This window comes from Cellulomonas humilata (assembly GCF_013359775.1).
GTDB classification, from domain to species: domain Bacteria; phylum Actinomycetota; class Actinomycetes; order Actinomycetales; family Cellulomonadaceae; genus Cellulomonas; species Cellulomonas humilata.
On record NZ_JABMCI010000056.1, the window covers coordinates 1 to 12,112 of the forward strand.

Sequence of the window (12,112 nt, forward strand, 5' to 3'; positions counted from 1 at the left end):
CGGGCCGACGTCAGTCAGTTCTGACCCAGGTCAGTCGCCACGCAGGATCGCGAAGATCCGCAGCAGCTCCAGGTACAGCCAGACCAGCGTCACGACGAGACCGAAGGCAGCCGTCCACGCGAGCTTGGCCGGGACGCCGGCCTCCACGCCACGCTTGATGGAGTCGAAGTCGACGATGAGCATCGCCGCCGCGAGCACGACCGCGATCAGACCGACGGCGACGCCGATCCAGCCCGAGCGCAGCGGGCCGTACTCGCCCCCGCCGACCCCGAAGAGCATGAGACCGAGGTTGATCAGCGAGAACACGAGGTAGCCGACCATCGCGATGAGCAGGGTGCGCTGGAACTTCGGCGTGACCCGGACCTTGCCGGACTTGAAGAGGAAGAGCGAGACCGCGAACACCGAGAGCGTCGCGAGCACGGCCTGACCCACGATGCCGTTGTAGAACGACTCGTAGAACTGGCTGATGCCACCCAGGAACACGCCCTGCGCGGCGGCGTACAGGAGGATGAGCGGCGGGCTCGGCTCCTTCTTGAACGCGTTGACCAGCCCGAGCACCAGGCCGACGATCGCGCCGACGATCCACAGGCCGGGCGCGAGGACCCACGTCGCCGCACCGGTGACGACCAGCACGGCCAGCAGGCCGGCGGTCTTCATGATGACGTCGTCGTAGGTCAGGCGGCCCGTCTCGCGCGTCGTCGCAGCGGGGGCGTCGTACATCTGGTCGAGCGTGGCGGCGTCGGCCACCTGCGCTCCGGCGGTCCCGTAGGAGACCGTCGACGCGGGCGACTTCTGACCCCGACGCTGGACGGGGTCCTGGAAGACCGGACTGTTGTTGAAGATCGGATTGGCCATGGCGTCCTCCTGGACGGATCGGGCGCTGTCAGACAAGGCTGTCACCGTAGCGAACGTCGACGGGGGCGCGTTCGTTCCCGGGTCTTTTCCCACCTCGGCCTTTCGGCTGGGCCGCGGTCCCCCCATAGTCCGATGTATGTGGTTGCGGCGCACCCCTAGGGTCGTCACGGCTCCACTCCCGACGACGAGGACACGCGATGATCGAGGCCCACGACCTGACGAAGAGATACGGCAGCAAGCTGGCGGTGGACGGCATCTCGTTCACCGTGCAGCCCGGACGGGTCACCGGATTCCTGGGACCCAACGGCGCCGGCAAGTCCACGACCATGCGGATGATCGTGGGCCTCGACCGGCCGACGCACGGCACGGTGACCGTCAACGGCCGCCGTTACGCCGAGCACCGCTCCCCCCTCACCGAGGTGGGAGCGCTCCTCGAGGCCAAGGCGGTGCACACCGGCCGCAGCGCACGCAACCACCTGCGCGCCATCGCGGCGACGCACGGCATCGGCGACAAGCGCGTCAACCAGGTCATCGAGATGACCGGGCTCGACACCGTCGCCAAGCGGCGGGTCGGCGGGTTCTCGCTCGGCATGGGCCAGCGCCTCGGCATCGCGGCGGCCCTGGTGGGCGACCCGCAGACGCTGATCCTGGACGAGCCGGTCAACGGCCTCGACCCCGAGGGCGTCCTGTGGGTGCGCAACCTGGTCAAGTACCTGGCCGCCTCCGAGGGCCGCACGATCTTCCTGTCCTCGCACCTGATGAGCGAGATGGCCGTCACGGCCGACCACCTGATCGTCATCGGCCGCGGGCGGATCATCGCCGACGGCCCGGTCGACTCGGTGATCGCACAGGCCACCACGGCCACCGTCCGCGTCCGGTCGCCGCAGGCCACCGACCTCGCGGCGCGCCTGGCCGGCCCGGCGATCACCGTGACGCCCAGCGCGGACGGGCTGCTCGAGGTGCACGGCGCCACCGCCGCCGAGATCGGTGAGATCGCGGCGCGGTCGGCCATCGTCCTGCACGAGCTGACCCCGCTGTCCGGATCGCTGGAGGAGGCGTACATGTCGCTGACCTCCGAGGCCGTCGAGTACCACTCGGCCGCCCTGCCCGGCGAGGAGCCCCACGCCGCGGGCGCCCACGCCGCCACCCCTGCCACCGGAGAGGACGCCCGATGAGCGCCGCTGTCGCCACCGAGCCCCACCGCCACGCCACGGCCGCCAAGCCGGGCAAGCTCACGTTCGCCCACCTGCTGCGAGGCGAGTGGATCAAGTTCTGGTCCGTCCGCTCGACCGCGTGGACGATGTCGATCTTCCTCGTGGCGATCGTCGGGCTCGTCCTGCTCTTCACGCTCGCGGTGCTCAACGCCCCGTCGCCCGAGCAGGGCGGTCCGCCCGAGGGGACCGCGGTCAGCCCCCTGGACGCGTACATCCCCGCCGTCTATCTCGGGCAGTTCGCGCTCGCGGTGCTCGGGGCGCTGACGATCACCGGTGAGTACACGACCGGCATGATCCGTTCGAGCCTGACCGCCGCGCCCAAGCGTCTGGGCGTGCTGTGGTCGAAGGCCGTCGTGCTCGGCGTCGTCACGCTGGTCGCCGCCGCCGCGGGGGTCGCGCTCGCCGCGGCGCTCCAGGCGCTCTTCTTCGGCGGCCAGGACATGGCCGTCGACCTGAGCGCCGACTCGGCGCCCCGGGCGTTGTTCGGCACCGCGCTGTACCTCGCGACGATCAGCCTGCTGTCGTTCGCGTTCGGCGCGCTGCTGCGGCACTCGGCCGCCGCCGTCGCGACGATCCTCGGGCTCCTGCTCGTGCTTCCGATCGTCTTCTCGCTCGTGCCGTGGAAGCCGCTCCAGTACGTCCTGCCGTTCCTGCCGGGCGCGGCCGGGCAGCAGATCACGATGACCGACGCCGCCATCGAGGCCCAGGCCGCAGCGACGGCCGTGGGCGCCGACCTGAGCGCGTGGGAGGGCTACGGCGTCCTCGTGGCCTGGGTCGTGGTCGTCCTGGCCATCGCGGCCGTGCTGCTCAAGCGTCGCGACGCCTGACGCCTGAGCGCGACGGGGACGGTCCGGAGGGGACCGTCCCCGTCGTCATGCGTGACCCAGGGTCCGGTTCGGTTCGGCACCGTTCGACGAGGCCTCATGATGTATCTGTAGGGACCAGGTAACTCCGTGTATGCTACACCGAGGATCCTGGAGGTGAACCGTGACCGCTGACACCGAGCACCCGGCAGTGACCGAGATCGAGGCGCAGGTGGCGCTGCTGCTGCGCCTGGCCGACCGCAACCGCCGCTCCACCAGCCGCCTGGCCACGTCGCTGGAGCGTTCGGCGTACCTGGCCCTGCGCCTGCTCGACGCCACGGGACCGGCCGGCATCAACGAGATCGCGGACCACCTGCGCCTCGACGCCTCGACCGTGACGCGGCAGGTGCTCGCCATGGAGGCGGCCGGCTACGTCACCCGCGAGCGCGACGTGCACGACGGTCGGCGCGCGGTCGTCACCACCACCCCCGCGGGCCGGAGCGCGCTGGCCGAGACGCGCGCCGCGCGGGCCGAGGTCTACGCCGACGTGCTCGCCGACTGGACCGACCAGGACCGGGGCCTGCTGGCCGAGCTGCTGACCCGGCTCAACGGGGACCTCGACGCTTACGCCACCCGCACCTGACAGCGGGCTCGGCTAGCGTGGACGGCCGCACCCGCCCCGACGAAGGACCTCGATGACCGCACCGCCCCGTCCCCGCCCTGCGCCGTTCGTGGCGGAGGTGGTCCGGACCGAGCACCTCGCCGCGACGATGGTGCGGGTGGTCGTCGGGGGCCCCGGCCTGGCCGGCTTCGCGCCGTCGCCGCACGCCGACTCCTACGTCAAGGTGCTCTTCCTGCCCGCGGGCAGCCCGCGCCCGCTGCGCGAGGACGGCCGGCTCGACCTCGACGCCGTCCGCGCGAGCCTGCCGCCGGACGCGCAGCCGCGGCAGCGCTCGTACACGGTCCGCGCGTTCGACCCGGCGGCCGGCGAGCTCACGCTCGACTTCGTGGTGCACGGCGACGAGGGGATCGCGGGACCGTGGGCGGCGAGCGCGAAGCCCGGCGACGAGGTGCTGCTCAGCGGACCCGGCGGCGCGTGGTCGCCCGACCCGGGCGCGGCGTCGCACCTGTTCGCCGGCGACGCGAGCGCGCTGCCAGCCATCGCCGTCGCACTCGAGAGGCTCCCCGCGGACGCCGTCGGCCACGCCGTCGTCGAGGTGCACGGCCCCGAGGACGAGATCCCGCTGACCTCCCCCGCGGGCGTGCAGGTCCTCTGGGTGCACCAGGGCGTCGCGGTGGCCGGCCTGGCGCTCGTCGACACGGTCGTCGCCCTGCCCGAGCTCCCGGCGCCGGTGAGCGCGTTCGTGCACGGCGAGGCGGGGGCGGTGCGCGAGCTGCGCAAGCACGTGCGCACCGACCGCGGGGTCACCCGCGAGCAGCTGTCCGTGTCGGGCTACTGGCGCCTCGGCACCGACGACGAGGGCTGGCGCGCGACCAAGCGGGACTGGCTGGCCACGATCGAGCACGCGGAGGCGGCGCAGGGCCTCTCCTGAGCACCGGACTCGGGCCTTTCGTCACGTCCGCGCCGCCCGTGCCGGCGGGAGCATGGAAGTCATGTACACGACGTACCCCGAGGGCTGGCTCCGGCTGACCAAGAACGACCGCCAGCAGCACTTCTTCCGGGACGGCATGAGCATCTGCGGCCGGTTCGTGACGCCCACCACGCGGTTCCCCGAGGACGACGGCCCCGACCGCGGCGAGTGCCCCGGCTGCCGGGCGATCTTCGACACCGACAAGGGCACCGTCCGGTACTGATCGCGTCGTCGGTGCCCCCGCCCGGGTTCGAACCGGGACTGTGCCGGGTTTAAGCCGGCTGCCTCTGCCAGTTGGGCTACGGGGGCCGCGCGCCACATCCTGCCAGGGCCGCCGTACCGGCCGAGCCGAGGCCTAACCGATTCACGCCTTGCCGGGCACGCCGCGAGGCCGCGAATGTGAGCGCTCACACGATCGCAGCCCCGGTCGCGAGGACTCGTCGGGGCGTGGCCCGGAAGAGACGACGATGACCCCTGCACGCACCCGCACCGGCCGGCGCAGGCGGTTCGGCGCCCTCGCCGCGGCGGCCTCCCTGGTCTGCACCGCGACCCTCACCGCCCTGGCACCCGCCGCGCACGCCGCCGCGCCGCCCCTCGTGTCCGCACAGTCGGGCCGGTGCCTCGACGTCGCCGGCAACGACGCCACCCCCGGCGCCGGGATGCAGATCTGGGACTGCAACGGCGTCGCAGGCCAGGGCTGGACGCTGACGGCCGCCGGGGAGCTGCGCGCGTTCGACGGCACCCGGTGCATCGACGCCCTCAGCTGGGGGACGACGGCCGGCACGAAGCTCATCTCGTGGAGCTGCACCGGCGGCGCCAACCAGCGCTTCGCCTGGGGGTCGAACGGCGCGCTGGTGCACCAGCAGTCGAACCTGTGCGTCGACGTGACCGGCTCACGCACCGCCAACGGCACACCCGTCGCGCTCTGGACGTGCAACGGCCGCGACAACCAGCGCTGGTCGGCGCCGGCCGCCTACCCGGGTCCCGGGACGATCACGGGTGCCACGTGGGCGCACGACCCGACGGTCGTGAAGCGTCCAGACGGCTCCTACCTGGTGGCGACGACCGGGCGTGGCATCCCGCTGAAGACCTCGTCGAACCGCACGGCCTGGACCGACGCCGGCGCCGCGTTCCCGAACGGCACGCCGTGGACCTCGGCGCACACCACCGGCGACCTGTGGGCACCTGACCTGTCCTACCGCAACGGCCAGTACTACCTGTACTACTCGGCCTCCACGTTCGGCAGCTCGACCTCGGGCATCTACCTGGCCACGAGCCCCAGCGGCAACGCCGGCACGTGGACGAACCGCGGCCTGGTGGTGAGCACCACCAGCTCGAGCGGCTACAACGCGATCGACCCCGACCTGGTGGTCGACCAGCAGGGCCGCTGGTTCCTGAGCTTCGGGTCGTTCTGGTCCGGGCTCAAGCTCATCGCGATCGACCCGTCGACGGGCCTGCGGTCCGGGAGCACGATGACGTCGCTCGCCTCGCGCAGCGGAGGCATCGAGGCCCCCGACATCTACTACCGCGGCGGCTACTACTACCTGTTCGTCTCCTTCGACGCCTGCTGCCGCGGTGCGCAGAGCACGTACCGGATCGCGGTCGGCCGGTCGGCGTCCGTCACCGGTCCCTACGTCGACCGCAGCGGGGTGGCGATGACGAGCGGCGGGGGCACGCAGATCCTCGCCGGCCACGGGTCGATCCACGGTCCGGGGCACTCCGCGACCCTGACGGACGCGGACGGGTCGGTGCTCTTCTACCACTACTACACCGACGCGGGCGATGCCCGGCTGGGCATCAACCGGCTGAGCTGGGACGCGTCCGGCTGGCCGTACGTCAGCTGACCGCAGACGGGACGAGCCCCCGACCTGTGAGGGTCAGGGGCTCGTCCGCGAGTGGGTCAGGCGCTCTTGGTGCCCTTCGCTGCCTTCTTCTCGGCAGGCGAGCCGGCCTCGGCCTTGATGGCGGGCAGCGCCGGGTCCGCCTCGCCGGGCTCGACCGCGCGCGGCTTGGCCGGCACGGACGCGGCGCGGAACTCGGCGCGCGGGTCGTGCAGGGTGCCGAGCGCGACGACCTCGCGGCGGAACAGCAGCGAGCCCGTCCAGCCCGCGGCGATCTTGATCTTGCGGTTGAAGGTCGGCATCGCGGCCACGTGGTACGTGCGGTGCAGCACCCACGCCAGGAAGCCGCGGACCTTGATCCGGCCGAACATCTGCGCGACGCCCTTGTACATGCCGAGCGACGCGACCGCGCCGATGTTCTTGTGCTTGTACTCCGTCGGCTCCGCCGAGCGCAGCACGCGCGCGAGGTTGTCGCCCAGGTGGTTGCCCTCGCGCAGCGCGTGCTGGGCGTTCGGCGGGCAGAACTGGCCCGGGTTGTACAGGTCCGGCACCGCGGCGCAGTCCCCCGCGGCGTACGCATCCGGCACCGGGGTGCCGTCGGCGTCGACCACCTGGAGGAACGCGTTGCAGGTGACACGGCCCATCTTGTCCAGCGGCAGGTCCGAGTTCTGGAGCACCGGGTTGGCCTTGACGCCGGCCGTCCAGACGATGGTCTCGGCGTCGAACTCCATCTTGTTCGACAGGACCACGTGGCCGTCGACGCAGCTGTTGAGGAAGGTCGACAGGTGGATCTCGATGTCCCGCTTGCGCAGCTGCTCGAGCGTGTAGCCGCCCAGCTCCTCGCTGACCTCCGGGAGGATGCGCGGCGAGCCCTCGACCAGGACGAAGCGCACCTCCTCCTGCTCGATCGCGTTGTAGTACTTGACCGCGGCGCGGGCCATGTCCTCGACCTCGCCCAGCGCCTCGATGCCGGCGAACCCGCCACCGACGAAGACGAACGTGAGCATGCGCTTGCGCAGCTCCGGGTCCCAGGTGCTGGCCGCCAGGTCGATGCGGTTGAGCACGTGGTTGCGGACCGCGATGGCCTCTTCGACGTTCTTGAACCCGATGCCCTGCTCCGCCAGGCCGGGGATGGGCAGCGTGCGGGCGACCGAGCCGAGGCCGACGACCAGGTGGTCGTAGGTGATCCAGTACGGGTCACCCTCCTCGGGCGTGATCTGCACCGTGCGCCCGCCGTGGTTGATCTCGCTGACCTTGCCCTGGAGCACGTCGACACCCTTGAGGGCGCGGCGGTGCGGGGCGACCATGTTGCGCGGGTCGATCGAGCCGGCCGCTGCCTCCGGCAGGAACGGCGCGTAGGTCATGTACGGCCGGGGGTCGACGACGACGATGGCCGCCTCCCGCTTGCCCAGGCGCTTGCGCAGCCGGCGGGCGGTGTACAGACCGACCGTGCCGCCGCCAAGGATCACGACGCGGGGCACCTTGCGGGACTTGCCCGACCGAGCCGCGGCCACCGCAGCGGCCGGGCTGGTGGCGACATCGGAGACAGGCGTAGGCATGTGTCAACGGTAGCCGCGCGGGGATGGTGACGCCCTACGGGGAGCCGGTGACCCTGCGCACAGTGGCGCTCAGGACCGCGGCACGGCGTTCGCGGCGACCACCGTCGAGTACCACCGCGCGCTGTCCTTCGGCGTCCGCTCCTGGGTCTCGAAGTCGACGTGCACGAGCCCCCAGCGCTGGCTCAGGCCCTCGGCCCACTCGAAGTTGTCCAGCAGCGACCACGCGTAGTACCCGGTCAGCCGCACGCCGTCGCCGATCGCGCGCGCGGCCTGCTGGAGGTGCGCGCGCAGGAACTCCAGGCGCTCGGTGTCGTCGGCGGTGCCGTCCGCCGTCGGGTCGGGGATGCCGTTCTCCGTGATGACCAGGGGCGGTGCGTCCGGGTAGTCGATGAGCAGGTCCATCAGCAGGTCGTACAGACCCTCCGGGTGCACCTGCTGCCAGGGCGCCAGCGACGTCGGGTACAGCTCGACCTGGTTGCCGGCGTCGTCCACCCCGGTGACCCCGTAGTACTGCACCGCGACGAGGTCCAGCGGCGCGGAGATCACCTCGAGGTCGCCGTCCTGGACCAGGTCCTCGAACGCACCCGGGTCCGCCGGCAGCTGCCCGGCCAGCGTGCCGATCGCGTCCGTCGGGTACCGGCCGAGCAGGATCGGGTCCAGGAACAGCCGGTTCTCGACCGCGTCCGCCCGCACGGCGGCGGGGTCCGCCTCGAGGTCCACCGGGTAGACCGGCAGGAGGTTGAGCGCGATGCCGATGCCGCCCGCGGCACCGCTGGCCCGGAACGCGCTCACCGCCCGGCCGTGCGCGAGCAGCTGGTGGTGGACGGCCGCGGCCGCCTGGTCGACGTCGGAGATGCCCGGCGCGTGCGCACCCCACCGGTAGCCCACGTACGCGGTGGTCTTCGGCTCGTTGATCGTCAGCCAGGTGGCGTCGACGTCGCGCAGGGCGTCGAACATGATCGCCGCGTAGTCCGCGAAGCGGTCCGCCGTCGCGCGCACCGCCCAGCCGCCGTCGTCCTGGAGCGGCTGCGGCAGGTCCCAGTGGTAGAGCGTGATCGCGGGGTGGATGCCCCGGGTGAGCAGGCCGTCGACGAGCCGCCGGTAGAAGTCGACCCCGCGCTGGTTCACCGCCCCCGACCCCGTCGGCTGGATGCGCGGCCACGCGACCGAGAAGCGGTAGGCCGGCAGCCCGAGGTCGGCGATCAGGTCCAGGTCGGACTCCCAGCGGCTGTAGTGGTCGGCCGCGGGGTCACCCGTCGAGCCGTCCGCGATGCGTCCGCGCTCCGCCGCGAAGGTGTCCCAGATCGACTGCCCACGGCCGTCCGCGGTGGTCGAGCCCTCCACCTGGAACGCCGACGTCGCCGCGCCCCAGACGAACCCCGCGGGGAACGCCATCGGCTCGGCGGGCGGCTCCCACCCGGGCACCGTCGGCGCGGGCTCCGGCGGCGACGACCCGCGCGAGCAGGCGGCGAGCGCACCCGCGGCGGCCCCCAGCTGCAGGAGCAGACGTCGGTCCAGGACGGGACCGGCACCGCGGTCAGGAATGGCATCCACGAGCCCTCAGCCTGCCACTGCGCGGCCGCCGCGTCGGGCGGTCAGGGGGTCGAGGTCGGCGAGGGTGCGTCAGCCTCGGCGCCGAGGGTGACGTCGGCGGGTGCGTCGAGGGCCGGCGCCTTGGCGAAGGGCCACGGCGGCATGGACGCGCTGGTCCCGGCGGGCAGCACCTGCGTCCCGTCGTCGTAGGTGAACTGCGACGTGGGCGCGCCGTGCAGCGGGTAGACGTTCCAGCGGGCGCGGCCGTCGGCGTCGGTCCGGCTGACGAACGACCAGGGCTCCGTGCCCTCGGGGAACCAGTACTGCCCGAACCCGTCGTCGTAGGTGGTCCGCACCGGCCGTCCGCGGTCGTCGTAGACCTGCACGTCCGTCAGCGGGTTGCCCTCGGCGTCGTACACGAACAGGTTGCTCACCTGCATGCCGTCGACGACCACCCCGTCGACCGGCGTCTCGCGGTAGATCGTCTCCGTGTCCAGGCCACCGAGGCTGCCGTTGATCCAGCCGGCGTAGATCCCGTCGCGCTCGGCACTCTCGTCCTGCAGCCACCCGAGGAGCGGGAGCACGGCGACGACCGCGACCACGTTGGCGGTGGTGGCCAGCCAGCTCACCCGGCGGGAGGTGAACCACGCACCGCGGCCCCACTGCACGCTCAGGACGACCGAGCCCGCCAGCACCAGGAACGCCGCCAGGTTCGGCGGCACCCACAGCGACCGGTCGGAGCCGAGCATCAGGGCGACCAGCTCGTAGACGACCCACCCGCGCACCAGCCACCAGACGGGCCGCAGCGCCACGAGGAACGACTCCACGGGCGCCCACCAGGCCTGCGCCCGCAAGCGCAGCAGCGTCCACCTGCCGAGCCGGCGCGCATCCTCGACCGGATCGGGGAACAGCCGCGACCGCCGTCCGTGCGCCGCCGCGGGCGCCAGCCCGGCCGCCGCCCGCAGCTCGGCCGCGTACGCCTCCGGCGGCCCGAACTGCTCCAGCAGCCCCCGACCGTGCGCCACGTGGCGCTCGTCGGCCAGCGCGTCGGTCAGGTCCGCCTCGAGGTCGTCGGTGAGGTCCTCCACCAGCTCCGGCCCGAGGTCGGCCAGGCTCCGGCGGACCGCCGCGGCGTACCCCTCGACGTCCAGCACGTCCGTGGTGTCCAGCACGCTCATCGCACGACCTCCGTCTTGAGCAGGCGGCCCATGGTGCCTGCGAACTCCTGCCAGTCCTTGCGCTGGGCCTCGAGCATCGCCCGCCCCTGCGCGTTGATCCCGTAGTACTTGCGGTGCGGCCCCTCGTCGCTGGGCACCACGTAGGACGTCAGCGCGCCCGACGAGTACAGCCGCCGCAGCGTCCCGTACACCGACGCGTCGCCGACCTCCTCGATGCCCGCGGCGCGCAGCCGGCGGACGACGTCGTACCCGTACCCGTCCTCGTCGGCGACGACCGCGAGCACGGCCAGGTCGAGCACGCCCTTGAGCAGCTGTGTGGTGTCCATGGGTCCTCCGGTCGACGCCCCGGGCCGGGAAGCTGGTGCGGGAGCCCCCTCCGGCTCCCGCAGGCGCGACGCTACTGCACAGTGCGCACTACCGTCCAGAACACACCAGGCGTGTCGGGAACCTCGTTGCGTCCGCACTCGTGCCCGCTGGGCACCCCCCGAGTGCGGACGTCCCGTAGAGGGCCGCGCTTGCGTCCGCACTCGTGCGGGTGGGAACCCTGCAGAGTGCGGACGTCGCGCCGGATCAGCGGGTGGCGACGCTCCAGGCGATGCCGTCGAGGATGTCGTGCTCGGAGGTGACGACCTCCGTCAGCTGCCCACCGGCCGCGGCGACCTCGTCGCGCACCCGCCGGACGACGTCGGCCCACACCAGCGCGCCGGCGCCGATCACGTCGACACGGCCGGGGTGCATGAAGCCCAGCGCGGCGCGGTCCGCACGGGACCGGGCCAGCAGGTCGTCGCACGCGGCCAGCACGACGTCGACCGGCAGCACGGACCCGTCGATGACCGCGGCGTCGTAGGCGGGCAGGCCGAGCCCGTGCGCCGTCACCGTGGTCACCGTGCCGGCGAGGCCGACGAGCGTCACGGTCTTGCCGAGCGGCACCGCGGCCGACGCGGTGTCCAGCGCGGCGGCGACGTCGGCGTGCGCGGCGGCGATCTCCGCGGCGGACGGCGGGTCGCCCACCAGGTGCCGTTCGGTCATCCGCACGCAGCCGACGTCCATCGAGAAGGCCGCCTCGGGGGTGGTCGTGCCGAGCACCAGCTCGGTGGAGCCGCCGCCGAGGTCGACCACGAGGAACGGTCCCGGGTGGTGCGCGCCGAGCACGCCGGTGGCCCCGCGGAACGAGAGCTCGGCCTCCTCCTGCCCGTCGACGACCTCTGGCTCGACGCCCAGGGCGGCGTGCACCCCGGCGACGAAGTCGGCGCGGTTCTCCGCGTCGCGCGACGCCGACGTGGCGACGAACCGGATGGCCTCGACCCCCAGCTCCGTGCACACGTCGTTGTACCGACGGGCCGCGTCGAGCGTGCGCTCGAGGGCCTCGGGGGCGATGCGCCCGGTCCGGTCCACGCCCTGGCCCAGGCGGACGACCTCCATGCGACGGTCCAGGTCCACCAGCGTCCCGGCGTCGGGATCCACGTCCGCGACGAGCAGTCGGATCGAGTTGGTCCCGCAGTCGATGGCAGCCACACGCGTCACGCGGACCATCCTC

12 protein-coding genes and 1 tRNA gene are annotated in these 12,112 nt (G+C 72.8%); 6 read left to right on the top strand and 7 right to left on the bottom strand.

Annotated features, from left to right (window positions below):
* Nucleotides 1–30: 30 nt before the first annotated feature.
* Entirely contained in the window at nucleotides 31–855 is an 825-nt protein-coding gene (locus tag HP550_RS06160) for a Bax inhibitor-1/YccA family protein (RefSeq protein WP_175346718.1), read from the bottom strand.
* 197 nt (nucleotides 856–1,052) lie between these two features.
* On the opposite strand from HP550_RS06160, the gene HP550_RS06165 reads away from it, so the two are divergent.
* The 5 genes from HP550_RS06165 to HP550_RS06185 all read left to right on the top strand — a co-directional run bounded on the left by HP550_RS06165 (nucleotide 1,053) and on the right by HP550_RS06185 (nucleotide 4,687).
* A complete protein-coding gene (locus HP550_RS06165) occupies nucleotides 1,053–2,030 on the top strand; it encodes an ABC transporter ATP-binding protein (RefSeq protein ID WP_175346719.1) in 978 nt (325 codons plus the stop codon).
* A complete protein-coding gene (locus tag HP550_RS06170; RefSeq protein WP_175346720.1) occupies nucleotides 2,027–2,896 on the top strand; it encodes an ABC transporter permease subunit in 870 nt (289 codons plus the stop codon). The genes HP550_RS06165 and HP550_RS06170 overlap by 4 nt, the downstream gene beginning before the upstream one ends.
* A 160-nt stretch (nucleotides 2,897–3,056) precedes the next feature.
* Nucleotides 3,057–3,515, top strand: a complete 459-nt coding sequence (locus HP550_RS06175) for a MarR family transcriptional regulator (protein WP_175346721.1) — start codon at nucleotides 3,057–3,059, stop codon at nucleotides 3,513–3,515.
* A gap of 52 nt (nucleotides 3,516–3,567) precedes the next feature.
* Nucleotides 3,568–4,425 carry a siderophore-interacting protein gene (locus HP550_RS06180; protein WP_175346722.1) on the top strand — a complete coding sequence of 286 codons (858 nt, stop codon included), beginning with the start codon at nucleotides 3,568–3,570 and terminating at the stop codon, nucleotides 4,423–4,425.
* A 61-nt stretch (nucleotides 4,426–4,486) separates the two neighbouring features.
* Entirely contained in the window at nucleotides 4,487–4,687 is a 201-nt protein-coding gene (locus HP550_RS06185; protein ID WP_175346717.1) for a hypothetical protein, read from the top strand.
* 12 nt (nucleotides 4,688–4,699) lie between these two features.
* Here the strand turns inward: HP550_RS06185 and HP550_RS06190 are convergent.
* Nucleotides 4,700–4,773 (bottom strand) — tRNA-Leu (locus HP550_RS06190).
* Between the two features lie 158 nt (nucleotides 4,774–4,931).
* On the opposite strand from HP550_RS06190, the gene HP550_RS06195 reads away from it, so the two are divergent.
* A complete protein-coding gene (locus HP550_RS06195) occupies nucleotides 4,932–6,308 on the top strand; it encodes a family 43 glycosylhydrolase (protein WP_175346723.1) in 1,377 nt (458 codons plus the stop codon).
* Nucleotides 6,309–6,364: 56 nt separating this feature from the next.
* Here the strand turns inward: HP550_RS06195 and HP550_RS06200 are convergent, their stop codons facing one another.
* The 5 genes from HP550_RS06200 to HP550_RS06220 all read right to left on the bottom strand — a co-directional run bounded on the left by HP550_RS06200 (nucleotide 6,365) and on the right by HP550_RS06220 (nucleotide 12,099).
* Entirely contained in the window at nucleotides 6,365–7,864 is a 1,500-nt protein-coding gene (locus HP550_RS06200) for an NAD(P)/FAD-dependent oxidoreductase (RefSeq protein WP_175346724.1), read from the bottom strand.
* A 69-nt stretch (nucleotides 7,865–7,933) separates the two neighbouring features.
* Nucleotides 7,934–9,418 carry a GH1 family beta-glucosidase gene (locus tag HP550_RS06205; RefSeq protein ID WP_343048009.1) on the bottom strand — a complete coding sequence of 495 codons (1,485 nt, stop codon included), beginning with the start codon at nucleotides 9,416–9,418 and terminating at the stop codon, nucleotides 7,934–7,936.
* Between the two features lie 41 nt (nucleotides 9,419–9,459).
* Nucleotides 9,460–10,575: a hypothetical protein gene (locus tag HP550_RS06210; protein WP_175346725.1), complete on the bottom strand. Its 1,116-nt coding sequence runs from the start codon at nucleotides 10,573–10,575 to the stop codon at nucleotides 9,460–9,462.
* Entirely contained in the window at nucleotides 10,572–10,901 is a 330-nt protein-coding gene (locus HP550_RS06215) for a PadR family transcriptional regulator (RefSeq protein ID WP_056095706.1), read from the bottom strand. The genes HP550_RS06210 and HP550_RS06215 overlap by 4 nt, the downstream gene beginning before the upstream one ends.
* Nucleotides 10,902–11,145: 244 nt before the next feature.
* Nucleotides 11,146–12,099, bottom strand: coding sequence for a Ppx/GppA phosphatase family protein (locus HP550_RS06220; RefSeq protein ID WP_343048010.1), 954 nt, complete (start codon nucleotides 12,097–12,099; stop codon nucleotides 11,146–11,148).
* Nucleotides 12,100–12,112: the final 13 nt, after the last annotated feature.

Coding starts and splice junctions, on each gene's coding strand:
- HP550_RS06160 (WP_175346718.1), bottom strand. CDS start 855: ATGGCCAATCCGATCTTCAACAACAGTCCGGTCTTCCAGGACCCCGTC.
- HP550_RS06165 (WP_175346719.1), top strand. CDS start 1,053: ATGATCGAGGCCCACGACCTGACGAAGAGATACGGCAGCAAGCTGGCG.
- HP550_RS06170 (WP_175346720.1), top strand. CDS start 2,027: ATGAGCGCCGCTGTCGCCACCGAGCCCCACCGCCACGCCACGGCCGCC.
- HP550_RS06180 (WP_175346722.1), top strand. CDS start 3,568: ATGACCGCACCGCCCCGTCCCCGCCCTGCGCCGTTCGTGGCGGAGGTG.
- HP550_RS06185 (WP_175346717.1), top strand. CDS start 4,487: ATGTACACGACGTACCCCGAGGGCTGGCTCCGGCTGACCAAGAACGAC.
- HP550_RS06195 (WP_175346723.1), top strand. CDS start 4,932: ATGACCCCTGCACGCACCCGCACCGGCCGGCGCAGGCGGTTCGGCGCC.
- HP550_RS06200 (WP_175346724.1), bottom strand. CDS start 7,864: ATGCCTACGCCTGTCTCCGATGTCGCCACCAGCCCGGCCGCTGCGGTG.
- HP550_RS06210 (WP_175346725.1), bottom strand. CDS start 10,575: ATGAGCGTGCTGGACACCACGGACGTGCTGGACGTCGAGGGGTACGCC.
- HP550_RS06215 (WP_056095706.1), bottom strand. CDS start 10,901: ATGGACACCACACAGCTGCTCAAGGGCGTGCTCGACCTGGCCGTGCTC.